This is a genomic window from Micromonospora sp. NPDC049175 (assembly GCF_043197345.1).
Classification (GTDB): domain Bacteria; phylum Actinomycetota; class Actinomycetes; order Mycobacteriales; family Micromonosporaceae; genus Micromonospora.
In genome coordinates, this window is the sequence record NZ_JBICSY010000006.1 from 515,291 (window position 1) to 533,830 (window position 18,540).

Here is an 18,540-nt window from a genome sequence, read left to right on the forward strand (position 1 = left end):
CAAATGTGAACAGCCTGACAGTAGACGAGGCCCCGACCGGGTCGCAGCGAGATCACAAAGAGTCATGCCTTCCCCGGCCTAATCGAGCAGGCCGGGGAAGGCATGGTGTCCGGCGGGGGTCAGTTCGGCTGGAGCTGACCAACCCGGTGCTCACCGAAGGCGCGGTAGCGGCGCAGCTCCCAGAACAGCCAGCCGATGCTGACGATCGCCAGCACGACGAAGACGAGTGAACCGGAGAACGTGTCCCACAGGGTGTGCAGAACGACGACACCCAGGAACGTGCCGAGGAAGCCGAAGAGCCGGCCGACGCTCGGGCTGGCCAACAGCGCCCACAGCGCGCCGGCGGTGAGCCCGGTCCACGCGGTGTGACCGGCGGGTGCGGTCAGGCCCCTGATGAACAGCGTCTGCTCCACCGCGCCGATGTTGCCCTGCGAACTCAGCAGGGCGGTGAAGGCGTAACCCATCGTCTCCAGCGCGGCGAATCCCATGCCGGCGGCGACACCGATGATCAACCCGTCGGAGGGCACCCGGCGGCGATGCTGGGCCACCACCGTGAACAGCAGCACCACCGGGACGATCAGCTTCGCCGACTCCTCGATGAGTGCCACGAACAGCATGGGCAGGGCGCCGAGACCGCGCAGCGTGTCGTACTCCAGCATGCCGGCGACCACCGTGCCGATCACCCCGCCGAAGAACGCCGAGATCACGAGGACCGACGCCGGCACCTGCCACCGACCGGTACGCGCCTGCGCGAACGTCAGGAACGTCAACGGCACGAGCGTCGCCCCGAGCAGGATCAACGCCGGGACGAAGTTCGGATTCTTGGTGCCGACGAGGGTCCGCAGCACCGCCAGGTAAAGGATCAGCCCGACGACGAGCACTCCGACCCACGCCCACCGGCGCCAACGATCAGCCATACCGCGAAGTCTGGCGGATCGAGGTTACGAACACCAGCCATGGCCCCGAGATCCGGGCGACGCCGGCGCGGGCGGCGAAGGCCGTGAACGGCAACTACGATCTCCGCTCATGCGTCGCATGGGACCGTCACTGGCACTCGCAGCCCTACTGGCCCTGTCCGCCTGCACCTCGACGCCCGAGGAGACCGCCGAGGTCGACGTGGCCGTCTTCCTCGCCGCCGACGTGACGGTGGCGCAGAAGGACACCGTGGAGCAGCGGCTTCGATCGATGCCCAGCGTCACGGAGGTGTCCTTCGAAACCCGCGAGCAGGCGTACGAGCGTCAGAAGGCGGATCTGAAGGACAAGCCCGACCTGCTGGCGGCCCTCAAGCCGGAGTACGTGCGTGAGCTTCTGCACGCCACCGTCACCGACGCGTCGATCGCCGAGGCGGTCGAGGCGGTGATCGCGGAGGTCGACGGCGTGGAGGACGTGACGCTCAGGATCGCGAGCGTCGACCCCCAGCCATCGCGGATCGGCGTCGTCGTCCGGCTGAAGCCGTCGGCGACCACCGAACAACGGGCCGCCGTGGAGAAGACCGTCCGGGCGCTGCCGACCGCGAAGTCGATCAAGCTTGAGGACCGCAACGCCGCGTACGAGCGCCTGCGCGAGCGGTGCAAGGGCAAGGGTGACCTGTCCACGCAGCTCCAACCGCAGATGACGCACGAGTCGTGGCGGTTCGAGATGCCCCTGAACAGAGAAGGGTCCGGAGTGGGCGAGCTGATCGGGCTCGACGGCGTCGACGGCGTGACCCTGGCCCCGCTGGCGATGCTGTAACGCCTGCGGGAAAGCCCGCTCTGATCAGCTCGTGTGCCGGGGAGTCACCTGGCGCGAGATCCGGCGTGGGTGGCGAGCCAGTTTGGCGGCAGGGGGATGGTGTGGAACCACTCGCGCGAGATGTGGCCGTAAAATGGCGCCTTGAGCACCGGCGTTCCCCCGCCGAACCGGGCGGCGGCCGCGGAGGCCCGCCTGACGTTGAACCACCAGCCGCCCCTCCCCCGGGACATGACGATCCTGCCACCGTGGACGATGCCCACGTGACGGGTCGTGGGTGGCAGATTCTGCGTCGTCCACACCCGACCCTGGAAGTAGACGATGGCGTCGATGTTTGACCACTTCTCGCGCATCGCCGGCCGACCAAAGTCGTCCGGGCCCAGGTAGACGCCCTGCTCATCGATGGCGAAGAGCAGCTCCCGCCGCATCGCGCTGCTGACGCGACGACGTGACGTGGCGAGGAAGATGACCTCGAACAGCACCCCGAGGATGACGAACAGAAAGCGCACGGACAGGTCCTGCAGGCCGATCACGATCGCCGTCACCGGCAACAGGCTGTACAGCGCCAACGTGAGCCCGGTCCGGGTCCGGCTCCGCCGAACCACGTACGCCGAGGCGCCATCCATTCTCATGACTAGAAGATACGTTGGCGATCAAGAGCCGCCGGCCGCGGTCGGCGGTCCCACAGCACCAGGCCGGCGAGCAGCATCGCGACGCCCAGCCCGACCATGGCCAACCCCACCGCCGTGTGCGCGCTCCCGCTCAGGTGACCGGCCACGATCCATCCGCTGTCGATCCCGAACGCCAACGGCAGCACCCCCTGGGGGATCACCGGGATCCACCCCACCGTGAGCAGTCCGAGTGCCCAGGCGGTCGGCTTGTTCTCCCGGTACCACGCGGCGTCCCAGGTCAGCGGGAGCACCGTCTCCGGGGGCCGACTCCGCTGGCCGGCTGCGGCGAGCACGTCGGTCGCGCGTCGGGCGAGGCGTTCGTCGGCCAACCAGATGCCGCTCCACCAGGCGGCGGCACCACTGACCAGCCCGACCAGCGGCAGCAGCGGCGCCACCTCCGGCGGACCCCAGACCACAAGCGCGAGCACCGGCGCGGCGGCCACCAGCCCCGACCCGGTGGCGACCAGCACGCTGACGATGTCGGTGGGGTTGTCGGCCGAGGTGGGGTGCCGTGGGTCGGCGACCGGCCGCACCCGCAGCAGCGACACCCACACCGGCACCGCCGCGCCCGCCCCGAGCAGCGCCGGCAGGGTGGACAGCGCGGCCAGCGGGTCGACGTCGGGTGCGAGGAGGACACCGGCGACGGCAAGCAGCACCCCGATCGGGGTGACAAGCACCAGCCAGGCCAGGGCCCGACCCCGGACCTCGGCCCGTTCGCCGCCCGGCGTGGTGAGCGGCAGCCACAACGCGGTGCCGTCCAGCCCGACCAGCCCGGCCGACATCGCCGCCGCGCCGAGCACGGCGAACGACCCGGCCCACGGCAGCAGCAGGTCGACGTCGGACAGCAGCGGCAGCCCGGCGAGCAGCGCGCCGTAGACCACCGCGAACGCCAGGTACTGCACCCGCAGCGGATGCCGCATCCAGGCCCGCAGCTCACGGCCGGCGACCGCCCGCGTCGCCGCCGGCACCCACGCCCGCCAACCGCGCTCCGGACGCCGGTCCCCGGCCGCTGCCGTGGTCCCGCGCCGCGCGGCCGGCTGGTCGCCGCCGCGCCGGACGAGCGGGAGCGCGGTGGTCCCGCGCGGCCGGAACGGCACGCCCGTGGTGATCACCCTTCGCACCAGCATGAGGTACGCGGCGGCGCCGAGCGCCACGATGCCCACCAGGGCCGCCATCAGGCGCACCCCCTGCCCGGTTGGTCCGGACGCGGCGGTGACCGGCCAGGCGCTCGGCACGTACCCCATGGCCTGGACGACCTCCTCCGGCGCTGCCACGAGCAGGACCGACACCCACGGGAAGACCGCCCAGAGCGACCCGGCGACACCCATCGCCGTGCCGGTGAAGACGCCGGTGAGCAGCGCCCCGGCCGGACCGCCCGCGTGGCCGACGATCTCCAGTGCGATCGCCGAGCCGATCAGTCCGCAGAGCCAGAGCAGCACCGCGCCGACGGCGGCGACGAGGACCGCGACAAAGCCGTGCCGAGCGGCGTGCACGGGCAGCGCGGCGAGCGCTACGAGCGAGACGGCCGGGCCGATGCCGATCGCCGACGCGGCGAGCAGACCTGTCGCGGCCGGGACGCCGCCGATCGGCTCCAACCGTAGGTGTGCTGGACGGACCCGGCCACGCCCGCCGCCGAGCAGCAGCGGCAACACGATCCAGCCGAGCACCCACGCCCCGACGAGCAGGGCGAGGGTGTGCTGGTCACCGCGCAGCGCGTACCGGATCAGCCAGCCGGCGGCGAGCAGACCGGCCAGGCCGGCCACCGTGGGTCCCGGATGCTCGCGCAGTGAGCGACGCAGCATGGCCGCGCGCATCCGGGCCGGCACCGCGATCGTCCGCAGGGCGCCGGCCAGCGCGGCGTCAGGTTGCGCGCTCATCGTGCCTCGGTCAGCCAGTCCAGGCCGGCGCTGCCGGAGGCGTCGGCGCCGACCAACTCGACGAACCGTTCCTCCAGGCTGCTGCCGGCGGCGACCTCGGTGACCGGCCCGGCGGCGGCGACCCGGCCCTGATGGACGACTGTGACCTCGTCGCACATCTGCTCGACGAGCAGCATCGAGTGGGTGGACAGCACGCAGGTGCCGCCGCCGGCCACGAACCGGCGCAGCACCCGGCGGATGGTGGCCGCGGAGACCGGGTCGACCGCCTCGAACGGTTCGTCGAGCACGAGCAGCCGTGGCGCGTGCAGCAGCGCCTGGGCGAGGCCGAGCTTCTTGCGGGTGCCGGTCGAGCAGTCGGCGAGCGGTGTGCCGGCGCCCTTGGCCAGGCCGAGCACCTCGATCAGCTCGGCGGCCCGTTCGGTTGCCGCGACCCGGTGCAGCCCCCGTAGGCCGGCGCTGTAGCGCAGCAGTTCGGCGCCGGTGAGGCGCTCCGGGAAGTCGAGGCCGTCGGGCAACACCCCGGTCAGCGCGCGGGTCAGGGCCCGGTCGCGCAGCGCGTCGTGCCCGAGGATCCGGATCTCACCGGCGTCCGGAGTGACGAGTCCGACGGCCATCCCGATGGTGGTGGACTTGCCCGCACCGTTGGGACCGACGATGCCGTGGAACGTGCCCGAGTGGACCGTCAGGTCGATCCCGTTCACCGCGCGATGCGCCCCGAAGGACTTCACCAGGCCGCGAATCTCCAGTGCTGGGGTGATCACGCGCCGAGCATAGGTGACCCCTCGCTCCACGGTGGACCGATCGCGGTTCGGACGACGTGCACCAGTCGGAAGCGTTGGGTGACCACCGGGGTGTCGTCGTCGACGGTGAACCCGGGGTCGTTTAGCTCGGCGCGTACCTCCGGGCTGTGCCAGAACATCTCGTGCCCCGCCCGCCACTGCGCCACCGACTCGTCCCCCTCGCCCTCGGCCACGGCGTGCCGCAGGTCGACGTCGGCGAGCCGGAGCACTCGTACGTCGGTCAGCTCGATGACCGCGACCCGACGGCCGGCGGAGTCCACCACGGCGGACCGCTGCCCCACCTCGGGGAGCGGTTCGTTCGCGCGCTCGTACCCGATCAGCAGCCCGGCCGTCGACGTCTTCGCCCCGGACAGGATCGCGGCGACGAGGCTGTCGCGCAACGGCCCCGGAAACGCGAACTCGGCCAGTGGAAGATCATCGAGCGTCATCCACGGAGGGTACGCGATCCGTTGCGCCGGAGGCGCTGGTGACCCCGCTGGTCGGGGTGCCCGCCGATCCTTCGGAACCCGCCGACCTCGATGCTCAGACGGCGGCGGCGGTCTGGCGCACACCGGACACGCAGTAGACGTCGCCGGAATTCGCCTCGTGTGGCAGGTCGCGCAGGTGTGCCGCCATGTCGCTCGCGGGCACCCACCGCTCGAAGGTCATCGACTTGTCGTCGCCCAGCGCGACGTCGAAGCCGTCGAGACCGAGCACGGTCAGGCGATCGAGACACCGCCCGGCAACCGCGCGCGCGATAGTGGTGAACTCGAACGAGAGCGCCGGCAGCGGCCGGCTCAGGCCGGCCAGCACCTCGTCCTCGAAACCCTCCACGTCGATCTTGGTGAAGCGTGGTGTGCCGTACTCGTCGATCAGCGCGTCGACGGTGACCACCGGGACCTCGATGACCGAGTCCCACACCTCGCCCTCCCACCCACCCGCGCCCCGGGCCGCCCGTACGAAGTCGGGCGAGGCGGTCGACACGGTGGGGTTGGCCGAGTTCACGTGCAACCGGGTGCGGCCGGGGACCGCGCCACACGCGGCTCCGACGAGCGTCACCTGGTCGTCGTCGGCGTAGATCGCACGCAGGGCGCGCAGACACAGCGGCTGCGGCTCCACGGCGACGACGCGGGCGCCGAGGCGACGGAAGCTGCCGATGTGGTCGCCCACGTGGGAGCCGACGTCGAAGACGAGATCCCCGCTGGTGACGAACCGGGAGTAGAAGGCGTCCATCCGCGCGTCCCGTGCGGGATCGCCGTAGTAGACGTCGAGTGACAGGTGCAGCGGGGACATCGCCGGATCGCTCCGGAGCGCGGCGATCCTGGTGTCGGTGGTAGCCGTCATGCGTCTGGGTCCAGTCCGTGAGAGGGGTACGACGGGGGCCGGATCACGGTCCGAAGGCGGTCAGGAACCGGTCCCGGAAGCTGTCCATCCGCCAGACCGGTGCCGACGGTCCCGGCTTCAGCCCGTCCTGCCAGCCCCACCCGGAGATCCGGTCCAGGACCGCCCGGTCCTTCGTGATGATCGAGATCGGAACGTCGTGGCTGGCGTTCTCGCCGGTGACGACCGCGGCGGGCTGGTGGTCGCCGAGGAAGACGAACACGAGGTCGTCGTCTCCGTAGGTCTGCACGTAGGAGATGAGCGTGCTCAGCGTGTACTCGATGGACGCGCGGTAGTCCGCCCGGATCTGGGTGGCGCTGCGGCGCCGGTCGTCGTCCGACTCGCCCGCCCCGGCGGAGCGGAAGACCGCGCCGTCGCCCAGGGACGCCCAGTCGAGCATCGGCGGAACGGGCGTCCAGGGCGCGTGACTGGACACCAGCGCCAGCTCCGTCATCACGTTGCCGTCCGGCCTCGCCTGCTCCAGGCGCTGCCAGCGGGCCAGGGTGTACTGGTCCGGCATGGTGCCGAAACTGAACTTCGGGCCACGGTACGCGAGCGCCCTGGCGTCGTAGAACCGCTGGTAGCCGAAGAAGGACCCCTCCGGCCACGCCCTGCTGACCGCGGGCATCACACCCACGGTCTGCCAGTTCGCCCGCCGGAAGGCACCGTTGAGGGTCAACCTGTCACTCGCCAGCAGGGTGCGGTGCCGCTGGTCGTTGTCGATCCAGAGGCCGGAGAGCAACGTGTCGTGCGCGAGCCAACTGCCGCCACCGAACGTCGGTGAGGTGAGGAAACCGCTCCGCGCGGCGAAGCCGGCCGTGCCCAGCCGGCTGGTGCCGCCGTCGAGGACGGCACCCACCTGCGGCGCGAACTCCGGGTCCTCGACGGCGTCCCGTCCGTAGCTCTCCACGAAGGCGACAACCACGTTCTTGCCCCGCAGCGCGGTCAACAGTTGGTCGCCCGGGGTGTCACGGAACCTGTCGGCCTCGATCAGGGTGGAGAACGTCTTCCGGTCGTCGAGGCGCAGACGCACCTGGAAGCCGTGGCCGTTGGCCAGGGTCGTCGCGGACGTGTCGGCGACCGGTACGGCCGGCCCCACCCGCACGTCGAAGGCGGCGCAGGCCACCCAGACGACCACGAGCGCGGCCACCACCCGGGTGGTCCCGGTGCGGTGCCCGACCACCAGCCGCCGCAGTCGCCGCATCGACAACGTCACCAGGACGGGCAGTCCCACGAGCACCACCGCCAGGACCACCGCGACGCCGATGGCGGCGGGCCGGCCGTAGGACTCGCTGAGGAAGGCGAACCCCTCGTCGAGCAACGCCCAGTCGAGCACCGGGTCGAACGCCCTGCTGAGCGCGGCCGTGAACCCCAGGTCGAGCAGCTTCAGCAGGCCGAGCAGGCCGAGGGCCACGCCGGCGAGGGTGGCGACCAGTCGGCTGCCCCGCCGCGGCAGGGCGAGCAGGAGGGCCACGACCAGCAGCGCCTCCAGGGGGATCCGGACGAACGCCGCCGGGGTGAGGCGGCCGAAGTCGTACGGCACGGTGAGGACGAACACCACGAGCAGCGCGGCCAGGACTGTCGTCAGCCGGGCGACGACGGTACGCGCCGCTCGCCCCGCGCCCTCGGTGCCGTCGTCGGCGGTAGCAGCCGGGAGTCCGTCCCTCATCGCCTTTCGCCGTTGGCTCGGCAGCTCACGTACTCGCGTCAAGAGCGACAACCCGGGCATCCTTCCATGGTCCTGCGGTGTGCGGCGTACGGGCGACTCAGACGCGGGCGATGTCGCCGCGAGCCACGGCGACCGTCGGGCGGTGGCCGCTCACGTGGACCATCGTGGCCGGTACGCCCGGGATGGTGTGGAGCGGGGTGCGGCGACGGTGCCGGGTCACCCACAGCCACGCCACGTCGCGGCCGAACGACTCGATCAGCAGCGCCAGTGACGCCACCAGCACGACTGTCGTCAGCGGTCCGGGCAGCGCGTCTCCCGTGGCCACCAGCAGCGCCACGCCCTGGATCGCCGCGACCACCTTGCGCCAGTAGCGCGGCGGCAGGGACCCGCGCATCCAGCCCAGCACCCAGCTCGCGGCGACGAAGACGTAGCGCATCGCGCCGATCGCGAGCACCCAGGCGCCCACCGCCGGAGCGACGTGGAGGCAGAGCACCAGCACCAGGAAGGAGTCGATCTCCATGTCGAAGCGGGCGCCCAGCTCACTTGTGGTCCCGGTGCGTCGGGCCGTGTACCCGTCCACCGCGTCGAGGGCCAACGCCACGGCCGTCAGGACGACAAGCACCGCGATCGGCGCCGGCCGGGTGAGCGCGTCCGCGGCCAGGGCCGTCACGCCGCCGACGAGGATCGCCCGGCCCAGGGTCACCCGGTCGGCCGGGCCGAGGCCCCGCGCACCCGACCGGGACAACCCCCGACCGAGCAGGAGGCACAGGCCCACCCCGTACGCCAGGCCGGCCACCCAACCCGCGGCGCCCAGACCGACAGTCCCGGCAAGCACCGCCAGCAGCGCGATCTGCACGAGCAGTCCGATGACCGGACCAGTTCGAACCGTTGACATCGTGCCTCCGCGACTCAGGGGGGTGACTCACCGGGAACACGGAAAATATGACCGATCGGTTCATTCTGAAACGCACGCCGCCACGCTGGCACGGCGGACACGGAGGAGTCGCCTCGGCCGAGGCGCGCCGACCGGCGCCCCGGCCGTGACGGTGGGCGCCGAGGTCAGCGCGTGCCTGCTCCGGGCGCGCCGAGGGCGTGCAGCGCGGCGGTGGTCACCGGATCGGCGGGGAAGAAGGCTTCGACAGCCAGCCCGGCGACGGTGACGTCCAGCGGGGTGCCGAAGAGGGTGGTGGTGCTGATGAAGGACAGCTCCCGCTCCCCGTGGCGGTACCGCAGGGGGATGACGACACGTGGCCGGTCGGCGCTGGTCGGCGCCACGGCGTCGTCGCCACCGGGATAGCCGCGAAGCTCGTCGAGCAGGTCGGACAGGACCGGGTCGCCAGTCGTCGCGGCCTGCTGACGCAGCCGTGCGAGCAGGTGAGCCCGCCACTCGGACAGGTTGGTGATTCGCGACGCCATGCCGTCGGGGTGCAGGCTGAGCCGCAGCACGTTGATCGGTGGGGTCAGCAGATGGGGTTTCGCGCCAGCGGTGAACAGGGCGACGGCGGGGTTGGCCTCGACGAGCCGCCAGTGCTTGTCGACAAGCACCGCGGGGTACGGGTCGTGCCCGTCGAGCATCTGCCGTACGGCGGCCCGGAGCGGGGCGAGTTCCGGGTCGCCCAACTCGTGGCGGGAATAGGCGGGGGCGTATCCGCCGGCGAGCAGGGCCGTGTTGCGCTCGGCCAGTGGCACGTCGAGCTGCTCCGCCAGCCGCAGGATCAGGTCCGGGCTGGGCCGGGACCGCCCGGTTTCCACGAAGCTCAGATGCCGGGTCGACACCCCCGCCCCGATCGACAGGTCGAGCTGACTCAACCCGCGGGTTCGACGCCAGTCGCGCAGCAGCTCCCCCACCGTTCGGCCCGGCCCGGTCCTGGTCGTCACGCCCCGACCTTAGTGAACAGCACGGGGTTGGCCCCATTACCTGCGACGTAATCGACAGGGAACACGGGCGCTCGCCATCATTTCCGGCAGGGCGACAACCCCGTCCGCGACGAAGGAGAATCATGACCGCGTACGCGCTTGCTCATCTGCGCCGGGCACCCGTCCATGCCGAGGTGCTGGAATATCTGGAGCGCATCGATGCCACGCTGGTGCCCTTCGGTGGCCGGTTCATCGTCCACGCCGGGCCCATCGAGGTGCTGGAGGGTAGCTGGCCGGGCGACCTGGTCATCATCGAGTTCCCCGATCTGGCCAGTGCCCGCTCCTGGTACCACTCGCCCGCGTACCAGGAGATCAAACCCCTGCGGACGAGGCACCTCGCGGGCGAGGCGATCCTCGTCGAGGGAGTCGGCGCCAACCACAGCTCGGCGGAGTTGGCCGCCGCGCTCCGGCAGGCCGACGGTTCGTAGCGTCGGATCAGGGCGTGGTCCTCGGGGCGGGCAGCACACGGAACTGGTCCCGGTCGGCGAGCGACCGGGACCAGCGGGTGACGCCGTTCAGGAGGCGGCGATGCCCTCCATGCCGATGCCGTTCTCGAACTTCGGCAGGCCCTCCACGGTGGTGACGAGCTTCAGCGAGCCGTCCTCGTTCACCTCGTAGCCCTGCACGTTGCCGGCGGTGGCGTTCTGTACGTACAGGAAGCCGTCGCTCGTGGTCATGTCGATCGACCCGCCGTTGGTGTCGGCGGCGACGTTCTTGACGATTTCGAGCTTGCCGTCGTCGTTCACCCGGTAGGAGCTGATGGTGGAGCTGCCGGCGTTGGCGACGAAGAAGTAGTCGCCGACGCGTTGGATCCAGCACGGCGCCTGCTGACCGTTGGGCACCGACTCCCCGACCTGGTCGAGCGTGCCGTCGTCGTCCAGCTCGAACCGGCTGACCGCGTTCGCGCCCGACTCGGTGACCAGCACCGAGTCCTCGCTGTCGAAGGTGAAGCCGAACGGGGTGTTCCCGGCGTCGCTGATGACGGGGTTCGAGGCCAGCTCGCCGTGGCGGCCGATCTCGTAGCTGAACATGACGTTGTTGCCCTTCGTCGACACCAGGACGAACTCGCTGTCCGGGTCGATCTTGATCTGGGCCGGGGCGGTGGCGAACGCGGGCGGGTTGCCGTTGTGCAGCCCGAGCGAGCGGTTGGCGTCCTCGATCCGCGACAGGTGGCCCTTGTTCAGCTCGAAGCCCTGCACCGAACCCTCGCCACCGGCGTTGACGACGTAGACGAGGTCGCCACGGGCGGCGATGCTGACCGGCAGCAGGCCCCCGGACCAGACGACCTGGAGCTTGTGCAGCTTGGTGCCCTCGACACCGAAGACGGTCACGGTGTTGCTGCCGGCGTTCACGGCGAAGAGCAACCCCTTGTGGTAGATAAGGGAGCCCTGCGAGGCCAGCGCGTCGAGCGGCGCGCCGATGGTGAAGCCGCCCAGCCCGCCGGTCTCGTACTCACCCGCCTTGGTGAGACGGCCGTCCTCGTCGCGGTCGTACACCTTGATGGTGTTGCCCTCGGCCTTGTTGGTCTGGACGAAGAGCGCGCCCTCGTCGCCGTGGTGGTAGTCACCCCCCTTGCGGTCGTCGTGGTATCCGGGGCCGCCACCGTCGGCGAGAGCGGTCCCGGGGGTTGATCCGACGCTGGTCAGACCCGCCAGGAGGGCTGCCGCGAGCGCAACGCTGCGCTTCATCACTGACTCCTTTACGCACACGAAGGGAGGAATACGAGTTTTCCTCTACTTCGAAAGCTATCGGAGGATGTAGTCGTGATAGGCGCCCTTACCCTAAAGGGGTAATTTCGTGCCGTTCCATGAAATGACAGGACGTACGCGCTCCGATGGCATATCGCAAAGCGGACGGCCGGCCCGGCCGGGCCGAAACTCGACGGCATTCATCTCCTACCCAGGGAGGAGGCCCGCTCCGACCGCCGGCCGCAACCGGGGCTCGCGGTCGGACGCTTTCCACGGGAGGGTCCGCGAGCATCTACAGGCATGACTACCGTGCTGCGTCGGGCGACGCACTGGAACCGCCCACTGATGGTCCTGGTCTCCGTGATGGCGGTGCTCACCGTCATCGCCGCGGTCGGCGTCTTCGCCGACTCGCGCGTCCTCACCGGGGCGCCGGTCTGGCTCAAGCCGTTCAAGTTCGGCGTGTCCTTCGTGCTGTACGGCGCGACGCTCGCCTGGATGCTCTCCCTGCTGCCCCGACGCAGCCGGGCCGTCGAGAGGGCGGCCGTCGTCATCGTCGCGGTGGCGGTCGTCGAGAACGCGTGGATCGTCGGTCAGATGCTCCGCGGCGAGACCAGCCACTACAACATCTCCTCCCCCCTGAACATCGTATTGACCGCGTCGACGGGCCTGGCGATCATGTTCCTGTTCGTCGCGCACCTCATCATCGGGATCGTGGTCCTGATCCAGCGGATCCCCGACCGGGTCGCCGCGACCGCCGTCGGGTGGGGCCTCGGCCTGTCCCTGCTGGGCATGCTCGCGGCGGTGCCGATGGTGCTGCCGATGCAGGACCCGGGGATCGAGGGGATCGGCGGGGCGCACAGCGTCGGCGTGCCCGACGGCGGGCCGGGGTTGCCGATCGTCGGCTGGAGCACCACGGGTGGTGACCTGCGGATCGGGCACTTCGTGGGGTTGCACGCCCTTCAGTCGCTGCCGATCCTGGCGATCCTGCTGACCCGGTTCGCCACGCGGCTGGACGCGCGTACCCGCGTCCGCCTGCTGGTCGTCGCGGGCAGCGCGTACGGCGTACTCATCGTGTTGTTGACCTGGCAGGCGCTGCGCGGACAGCCGCTGCTGCGCCCGGACGCCGGCACGCTGGCCGCGGTCGCGGCCCTGGTGGTCGCGACGGCGGCCGCCAGCGGCATGGTGCTGGTCCGCCGACGCCGCCCGGAACTGGCGTTGGCCGCGTGACCGAGACGCTGTTCTCCCTGACGTTCACGGTGGCCGCGCCGTTCTGGGCGCTGATGATCCTGCTGCCGCGCTGGTCGTGGACCGCCCGGATCATCTCCTCGCCGCTGATCGTGCTGCCGGTCGTGGTGATCTACGCCCTGCTGGTGATCCCGGCGTTCGGCGACGTGCTGACGGCCGTGCGGTCGCCGACCGTGGACGGGGTGCGTGACCTGCTCGGCACCTCCACCGGGGCGGCGGCGGGCTGGGCCCACATGATCGCCTTCGATCTGTTCGTCGGGCGCTGGGCCTGGTTGGACAGCAGGGAACGGGGGGTGCCGGCGCTGGTGATGGCGCCGGTGCTGCTGCTGACCATCCTGCTCGGACCGCTGGGCCTGGCCGCGTACCTCGCGGTCCGGACCGGGTGGCGGCGACCGTCGGCTGCCGCCACCGGCGCGCAGCACCTAGGCTGACCACCGTGGGATGGCCGGGGCGACTGTTCGACATGCGGGACACGCTCGTACGGATGGTGCTGCTCGACCTCAGCGGGCTGGGTTTCCTGCTCCTCATCCCCCACAGCCGCACCACCAGCACGACACAGTGGATCCTCGCGGTGGTCGCGTTCGCGGTGGCGCTGGCGGCACACCGCCGGCCGGTGGTCAACCTGGTGATCCAGACCGCCCTGCTGGCGGTCGCGCTCGGCCTGGTCGAGGACTTCACGATCAACCAGGTCGGTGCCAGTTGGGCGCTGCTCGAGGTCACCATGCGGGCACACCGCCCCCGGGTCATCTGGCTCTGCGGCGCGCTGCTGGTGGCGGTCGACCTGGCCGACACGATCGGCGCCCCGAGCGACCAGGTCGCCTCCGGCGTCGTCGGGCTGACCCTGGAGGTTGGCGTGCCGGTGCTGCTCGGCCTCGTCATCCGCACCAACCGGGAGTTGAGTCGACAGGCCGTCGAGCGGGCCGTGGCCGAGCAGCGCCAGCACGCGTCGGAGAACCGCGCGGCACGCGCCGACGAACGCGCGGCCATCGCCCGCGAGTTGCACGACGTCGTCGCGCATCACGTGGCGTCGATGGTCCTGCGGGTCGGCGTGGCCCGGCACGTGCTCACCGACCTGGATCCCCGGGTGGGCGAGGTGTTCGACGACGTGCACGGCACCGGCACCGCGGCCCTGGCGGAGCTGCGTCGGCTGGTCGCGGTGTTGCGCAACCCCGACGGGGTACGCGGTGACGCGGCGCTGACCGCGATCGAGCCCTCCGCGCTGCCGGCGGCGATCGGCGCGTCCATCGACCGGGCCCGCCAGGCCGGTGTCACCGTGGAGGCCGACCTGGACCCGGCGATCGGCTCGCTCGACGCGGTCCGTGGTCTGGCGGTGCTGCGACTGACCCAGGAGGCGCTGACAAACGTGGCCAAACACGCGGGTACGTCCGCGCGCGCGCACGTCGTGATCGCCGTGCGCGACGGTGCCGTGCACTGGGAGGTCGCCGACACCGGGCACGGTGGGGTGCCGGCGGGCGTGCCGACCGGCGGCGGGCACGGCATCACCGGCATGCGCGAGCGCGTCGAGGTCCTCGGCGGTCGGCTGGAGGCCGGCCGAACCCCGACGGGGTGGCGGGTGCGTACCGTGCTCCCGGCCTCCGCCGCCGAGTCGCCCGGCCACCCGGTGCCCCGGGAACGCACGGCCTCCGCCGGATCACCCGCGCCGGAGCCGGCGTGATCCGGGTGCTGCTGGTCGACGACCAGCACCTGATCCGCGCCGGGCTGCGCATGCTCTGCGACGCCCAACCCGACATCGAGGTCGTCGGTGAGGCCGACAACGGTCGGGACGCGATCCCGCTGGCCGGGCGGCTCCTGCCCGACGTCGTCGTCATGGACCTGCGGATGCCGGGTGTCGACGGGATCACCGCGACCAGCCGGATCCTCGCCGACCGCCCCGCCACCCGCGTCCTGGTGCTGACCACGTTCGGCGACGACGACCACCTCTACCCGGCCCTGACCGCCGGCGCCTGCGGGTTCCTGCTCAAGGACGCGCCCCCGACCGAGTTGCTCGACGGCATCCGGCGGGCCGCCGTCGGTGACAGCCCGTTCAGCCCGGAGGTGCTGCGGCGGCTCGTCCAGCGCGCGGTGCACGCCCGACCCGAGTCGCCACGGGTGGTGCAGGGTCTGACCGCCCGCGAACGGGACGTGCTGGACCTGGTCGCCGAGGGCCTGTCCAACACCGAGATCGGCGACCGGCTGCACATCGGCGTCACCACGGTCAAGACCCACATCACCAGCCTGATGACCAAGACCGACAGCCCCAACCGGGTCCGCCTCGCGCTGTTCGCGCGCGGCGTCTAACGGCCGCACGCGTAACCCTGCATCCCCCGGGGGTTCGCACCGGCGGACAGCACGCCCGTCGCCGGATCACGGGTCACCGCGCAGAGCCGGCCCAGGCTCCACCCGTCGGTGACGCGCACCCGGTGCCCGTACGCCCGCAGGGCCGCCCGCACGCCCTCGTCGAGCCGGTCCTCCACCACCAGGACGCCGGGCTCGACGTCGCGGGGATAGAACGACCCCGGCAGGCTGAGCGTGTGCCACGCCGGCGCGTCGATCGCCTCCTGGAGCGGCTGGCCGCCGACGAGATGCCGCAGCAGGAACGCCAACTGCCACTGGTCCTGCTGGTCCCCGCCGGGGGTGCCGCAGGCCAGCACCGGCTCGCCGTCGCGGTGCACGATCGTCGGGCTCAACGTCGTACGCGGTCGACGGCCCGGGACCAACGAGGAGGCGAGCCCCTCCTCCAGCCAGCACATCTGCAACCGGCTGCCCAGCGGGAAGCCGAGTTCCGGAATGGTCGGCGAACTCTGCAACCAGCCACCACTGGGCGTCGCGGAGATCATGTTGCCCCAGCGGTCGACCACGTCCACGTGGCAGGTGTCGCCCCGGGTCACCCCGTCCGACCGCACGGTCGGCTCCCCCGTCGTCGGGTCCGCCGCGTGCCCACGCCGCGCGGCAGCGCTTCGGACGTGGGCCGGCAGGCGTGGCCGCGCCCCGTCGGGACGCCCCGGCCGCAACTCCGCCGACGCGCGATCGCCGATCAGGGCCGCCCGCTCGCGCGCGTACTCCCGGGAGAGCAGGGCCGTGGCGGGCACGTCGACGCCGTCGCCGTACCAGGCCTCCCGGTCGGCGAAGGCGAGCTTGAGCGCCTCGACCTGGGCGTGCACACCGGCCGCCGTCGCCGGGTCGTACGCGCCGGGGTCGTCGAGCGCGTCCAGGGTGGCAAGCGCCTCCAGCAGCACCGGGCCCTGACCCCAGAAGCCGGTCTTCGCCACCGAGTAGCCGTGCCAGTCGAGGGTGGCGGGTGCCTCCCAGGTCGCCGAGTACGCGGCCAGGTCGTCGCCGGTGACCAGCCCGGCGTGCGGCCGTCCGGTGGAGTCCCGGAACGGCTGGCGGCTGAACGTGTCGATCGCCTCCGCGACGAAACCCGTGCTCCAGGCCCGGCGCGCGGCCTCGATCTGCGTCTCCCGATCCGCGCCGGCCGCCTGTCCCGCCTCGACCAGCCGGCGCAGGGTGTCCGCGTACGCCGGGTTGGCGAACAACTCCCCCGCGGCCGGTGGGCGGCCGCCGCGCAGCCAGAGCGCGGCGGAGGTGGGCCAGTGCTTCTCGAGCAGCGACCGGACGGCCGCCACTGTGGCACCGACCTGGCCCACGAGCGGGTGGCCGGCGCCCGCGTAGCCGATGGCCGGCTCCAACACCTCGGCGAGGGTGCACGTGCCGTGGTCGCGCAGCAGCAGGAGCCAGGCGTCCACGGCGCCGGGTACGGCCGCCGCGAGCGGTCCGGCGCCGGGGACGAGGTCCATCCCGAGGGACCGGAAGTGCGCGACTGTGGCACCGGCCGGCGCGGGGCCCTGCCCGCACAGCACCTTCGGCCGGGGGTCCCGCGCGGTGGCCACGATGGCCGGCACCTCGCCGCCCGGCCCGTTGAGGTGGGGTTCGACCACGTGCAGGACGAACCCGGCGGCGACCGCCGCGTCGAAGGCGTTGCCGCCGCGTTCCAGGATGCCCATCGCCGACTGGCTGGCGAGCCAGTGCGTCGAGGAGACCATGCCGAAGGTGCCCCGCAGCGTGGGCCGGGTGGTGAACGTCATGACCACACCTCACTCGGCTCCGCGGTGCGAACGCAAGACGTCCGGATCCGCACGCACACCGGCCCGGCCGGTGCGCCGCGCGCGGGCCGGGAGCGGCCGAGGCTCAGCGCGCGGGGCGCGTCCGGTCGGCGTTCAGTGCGCGGGGCGCGTCCGGTCGCCGCGGAAGAGGCTGAGCAGGACGACAAGGGCGAGCACCGCCACCACCGCGCTGAAGATCTCACCGGCGGGACGCAGGCCGGCGCTCTGGATCAGCAGGCCCACCCCGACGGCGGGCACGCCGAGCATGGCGAACAGGATCGCGAAGAAGGTCGACACCGCCTCGGCCCGATGCTGCGGTTCGGTCTTCATCGTGATCGTCGCGATGCCGTCGCCGACCGCCACCCCGGACGCGACCCCCATGATCGCCGCGCTGAGGACGAGCGTCGCCAGCAGCGCCATCCACATGCTGAACGCGAGCAGGCCCGCCCCCACGATCAGACCGACGCAGGCGCTGGCCAGCGCGGCACGCGAGGACAGGACGCGGGTCAGCAGTTGCCCGAACGCGGCACCGGCGAACGCCACGAAGACCACGAGCGCGGCCAGGGTGTGCGAGGTCTCGTGCAGGACCATGCCGAGGAACAGCCCGCTGACCGACGTGAGCACCCCGAGTGCGGCGAACCCCGAGCCGGCGGTGATCGCCGAGCGGACGAAGGCGCCGCGAATGGTCGCCGGCACGTGCAGCCGTTGCACCCGCAGCGTCACCGGCGAGCGCTCCCGCACCGTCTCCGGTACGCCGCGCAACGCGATGATCGCGACCACCGCCAGGACCAGCACGATCACCCAGGGCAGCCGGAGCGGGTCGGGCGCCACGTCCGACACGATCCCGGACAGCAGGGTGCCGGTGGCGAGGCCACCCAGGTTCGCGAAGATCGACACGGTGGCGGCCCGCTTCGGGTGCCGCGGGCTGATCAACTCGGCCAGCGCCGCGGTGGCCGCGCCGATGATCAGCGCGGCGGAGAGACCGGCGAGGACCCGACCCACGATGATCATCGCCAGGTCCACGGCGGCCAGGAACACGGCGTCCGCGGCGACCGAGAGCAGCAGCGCGACGAGGATCACCGGGCGTCGACCGATCTGGTCGGAGAGCCGACCGAACACCAGCAACCCGACGACCACGCCCAACGCGTACAGCGCGTAGACCACTGTCACCGTCAACGACGAGAAGCCGAACTCCATCTCGTAGAGCGGGTAGAGCGGCGTCGGCACGGTGGTGCCCACAAGCGTGATCCAGAAGGCGAACGTGACCCGCACCGCGCCGGACGTGGAACCCGACCGTGTCGTTGCGCCATCGGCACGGCTGGCGTTGGACATGATCGGTCCCTTCGGGCTCGGACGCCCCTGCTGCGGGCCATCGCGGCTCCTGTCCCCCCGTGCAGCATGGGTCTTGGCCCGCCACGCAGGTGCGACAACGGCCCGAAACGCCCCTCATCAGGTGGCGGCCCGTGCGCCGCCCGCGCCCCCA

16 protein-coding genes and 1 pseudogene are annotated in these 18,540 nt (G+C 71.8%); 6 read left to right on the top strand and 11 right to left on the bottom strand.

Features of this window, described 5'->3' with window-relative positions; genetic code table 11:
* Nucleotides 1-119: 119 nt before the first annotated feature.
* Nucleotides 120-917 carry a PrsW family intramembrane metalloprotease gene (locus ACGFH8_RS25615; RefSeq protein WP_393371597.1) on the bottom strand — a complete coding sequence of 266 codons (798 nt, stop codon included), beginning with the start codon at nt 915-917 and terminating at the stop codon, nt 120-122.
* 109 nt (nt 918-1,026) lie between these two features.
* Here ACGFH8_RS25615 and ACGFH8_RS25620 point away from each other — a divergent pair, with 109 nt between their 5' ends.
* Complete coding sequence (locus ACGFH8_RS25620; protein WP_393371598.1) at nt 1,027-1,731, top strand: permease-like cell division protein FtsX; 705 nt, start codon at nt 1,027-1,029, stop codon at nt 1,729-1,731.
* Between the two features lie 44 nt (nt 1,732-1,775).
* Here the strand turns inward: ACGFH8_RS25620 and ACGFH8_RS25625 are convergent, their stop codons facing one another.
* The 7 genes and pseudogenes from ACGFH8_RS25625 to ACGFH8_RS25655 all read right to left on the bottom strand — a co-directional run bounded on the left by ACGFH8_RS25625 (nt 1,776) and on the right by ACGFH8_RS25655 (nt 9,982).
* Complete coding sequence (locus ACGFH8_RS25625; protein WP_393371601.1) at nt 1,776-2,360, bottom strand: hypothetical protein; 585 nt, start codon at nt 2,358-2,360, stop codon at nt 1,776-1,778.
* Between the two features lie 2 nt (nt 2,361-2,362).
* A complete protein-coding gene (locus tag ACGFH8_RS25630) occupies nt 2,363-4,276 on the bottom strand; it encodes a hypothetical protein (RefSeq protein WP_393371604.1) in 1,914 nt (637 codons plus the stop codon).
* A complete protein-coding gene (locus ACGFH8_RS25635) occupies nt 4,273-5,037 on the bottom strand; it encodes an ABC transporter ATP-binding protein (protein ID WP_393371606.1) in 765 nt (254 codons plus the stop codon). The genes ACGFH8_RS25630 and ACGFH8_RS25635 overlap by 4 nt, the downstream gene beginning before the upstream one ends.
* Nucleotides 5,034-5,504: an ASCH domain-containing protein gene (locus ACGFH8_RS25640; protein ID WP_393371608.1), complete on the bottom strand. Its 471-nt coding sequence runs from the start codon at nt 5,502-5,504 to the stop codon at nt 5,034-5,036. The genes ACGFH8_RS25635 and ACGFH8_RS25640 overlap by 4 nt, the downstream gene beginning before the upstream one ends.
* Nucleotides 5,505-5,598: 94 nt before the next feature.
* On the bottom strand, nt 5,599-6,399 hold the full coding sequence (locus tag ACGFH8_RS25645; RefSeq protein WP_393371611.1) for an FkbM family methyltransferase: 801 nt from the start codon (nt 6,397-6,399) through the stop codon (nt 5,599-5,601).
* A 43-nt stretch (nt 6,400-6,442) separates the two neighbouring features.
* Nucleotides 6,443-8,999 (bottom strand): annotated as a pseudogene (locus tag ACGFH8_RS25650) (CDP-alcohol phosphatidyltransferase family protein).
* 164 nt (nt 9,000-9,163) lie between these two features.
* Nucleotides 9,164-9,982, bottom strand: coding sequence for a helix-turn-helix domain-containing protein (locus tag ACGFH8_RS25655; RefSeq protein WP_393371614.1), 819 nt, complete (start codon nt 9,980-9,982; stop codon nt 9,164-9,166).
* Between the two features lie 122 nt (nt 9,983-10,104).
* Here ACGFH8_RS25655 and ACGFH8_RS25660 point away from each other — a divergent pair, with 122 nt between their 5' ends.
* On the top strand, nt 10,105-10,449 hold the full coding sequence (locus ACGFH8_RS25660) for a DUF1330 domain-containing protein (protein ID WP_393371617.1): 345 nt from the start codon (nt 10,105-10,107) through the stop codon (nt 10,447-10,449).
* Between the two features lie 87 nt (nt 10,450-10,536).
* Here the strand turns inward: ACGFH8_RS25660 and ACGFH8_RS25665 are convergent, their stop codons facing one another.
* A complete protein-coding gene (locus tag ACGFH8_RS25665) occupies nt 10,537-11,709 on the bottom strand; it encodes a lactonase family protein (RefSeq protein ID WP_393371620.1) in 1,173 nt (390 codons plus the stop codon).
* A 300-nt stretch (nt 11,710-12,009) separates the two neighbouring features.
* On the opposite strand from ACGFH8_RS25665, the gene ACGFH8_RS25670 reads away from it, so the two are divergent.
* Genes ACGFH8_RS25670 through ACGFH8_RS25685 form a run of 4 tightly spaced genes read left to right on the top strand, consistent with a single transcriptional unit; the run spans nt 12,010 to nt 15,252 of the window.
* Nucleotides 12,010-12,936, top strand: coding sequence for a hypothetical protein (locus ACGFH8_RS25670; RefSeq protein WP_393371623.1), 927 nt, complete (start codon nt 12,010-12,012; stop codon nt 12,934-12,936).
* Nucleotides 12,933-13,385, top strand: a complete 453-nt coding sequence (locus ACGFH8_RS25675; protein WP_393371626.1) for an ABA4-like family protein — start codon at nt 12,933-12,935, stop codon at nt 13,383-13,385. Before ACGFH8_RS25670 ends, ACGFH8_RS25675 begins: the two co-directional genes overlap by 4 nt.
* Before the next feature lie 5 nt (nt 13,386-13,390).
* On the top strand, nt 13,391-14,629 hold the full coding sequence (locus tag ACGFH8_RS25680; protein ID WP_393371628.1) for a sensor histidine kinase: 1,239 nt from the start codon (nt 13,391-13,393) through the stop codon (nt 14,627-14,629).
* A complete protein-coding gene (locus tag ACGFH8_RS25685; RefSeq protein WP_393371631.1) occupies nt 14,626-15,252 on the top strand; it encodes a response regulator in 627 nt (208 codons plus the stop codon). The genes ACGFH8_RS25680 and ACGFH8_RS25685 overlap by 4 nt, the downstream gene beginning before the upstream one ends.
* Here the strand turns inward: ACGFH8_RS25685 and ACGFH8_RS25690 are convergent.
* Nucleotides 15,249-17,039, bottom strand: a complete 1,791-nt coding sequence (locus ACGFH8_RS25690) for a gamma-glutamyltransferase family protein (protein ID WP_393371634.1) — start codon at nt 17,037-17,039, stop codon at nt 15,249-15,251. The two genes, ACGFH8_RS25685 and ACGFH8_RS25690, sit on opposite strands and share 4 nt — an antisense overlap.
* Nucleotides 17,040-17,171: 132 nt before the next feature.
* Entirely contained in the window at nt 17,172-18,389 is a 1,218-nt protein-coding gene (locus ACGFH8_RS25695) for an MFS transporter (RefSeq protein ID WP_393371637.1), read from the bottom strand.
* Nucleotides 18,390-18,540 lie beyond the last annotated feature (151 nt).

Excerpts from the sequence above, each read along its gene's own strand:
- ACGFH8_RS25660 (WP_393371617.1), top strand. The coding sequence starts at position 10,105 with ATGACCGCGTACGCGCTTGCTCATCTGCGCCGGGCACCCGTCCATGCC.
- ACGFH8_RS25620 (WP_393371598.1), top strand. The coding sequence starts at position 1,027 with ATGCGTCGCATGGGACCGTCACTGGCACTCGCAGCCCTACTGGCCCTG.
- ACGFH8_RS25695 (WP_393371637.1), bottom strand. The coding sequence starts at position 18,389 with ATGTCCAACGCCAGCCGTGCCGATGGCGCAACGACACGGTCGGGTTCC.
- ACGFH8_RS25625 (WP_393371601.1), bottom strand. The coding sequence starts at position 2,360 with ATGAGAATGGATGGCGCCTCGGCGTACGTGGTTCGGCGGAGCCGGACC.
- ACGFH8_RS25690 (WP_393371634.1), bottom strand. The coding sequence starts at position 17,039 with ATGACGTTCACCACCCGGCCCACGCTGCGGGGCACCTTCGGCATGGTC.
- ACGFH8_RS25640 (WP_393371608.1), bottom strand. The coding sequence starts at position 5,504 with ATGACGCTCGATGATCTTCCACTGGCCGAGTTCGCGTTTCCGGGGCCG.
- ACGFH8_RS25630 (WP_393371604.1), bottom strand. The coding sequence starts at position 4,276 with ATGAGCGCGCAACCTGACGCCGCGCTGGCCGGCGCCCTGCGGACGATC.
- ACGFH8_RS25670 (WP_393371623.1), top strand. The coding sequence starts at position 12,010 with ATGACTACCGTGCTGCGTCGGGCGACGCACTGGAACCGCCCACTGATG.
- ACGFH8_RS25615 (WP_393371597.1), bottom strand. The coding sequence starts at position 917 with ATGGCTGATCGTTGGCGCCGGTGGGCGTGGGTCGGAGTGCTCGTCGTC.
- ACGFH8_RS25665 (WP_393371620.1), bottom strand. The coding sequence starts at position 11,709 with ATGAAGCGCAGCGTTGCGCTCGCGGCAGCCCTCCTGGCGGGTCTGACC.
- ACGFH8_RS25645 (WP_393371611.1), bottom strand. The coding sequence starts at position 6,399 with ATGACGGCTACCACCGACACCAGGATCGCCGCGCTCCGGAGCGATCCG.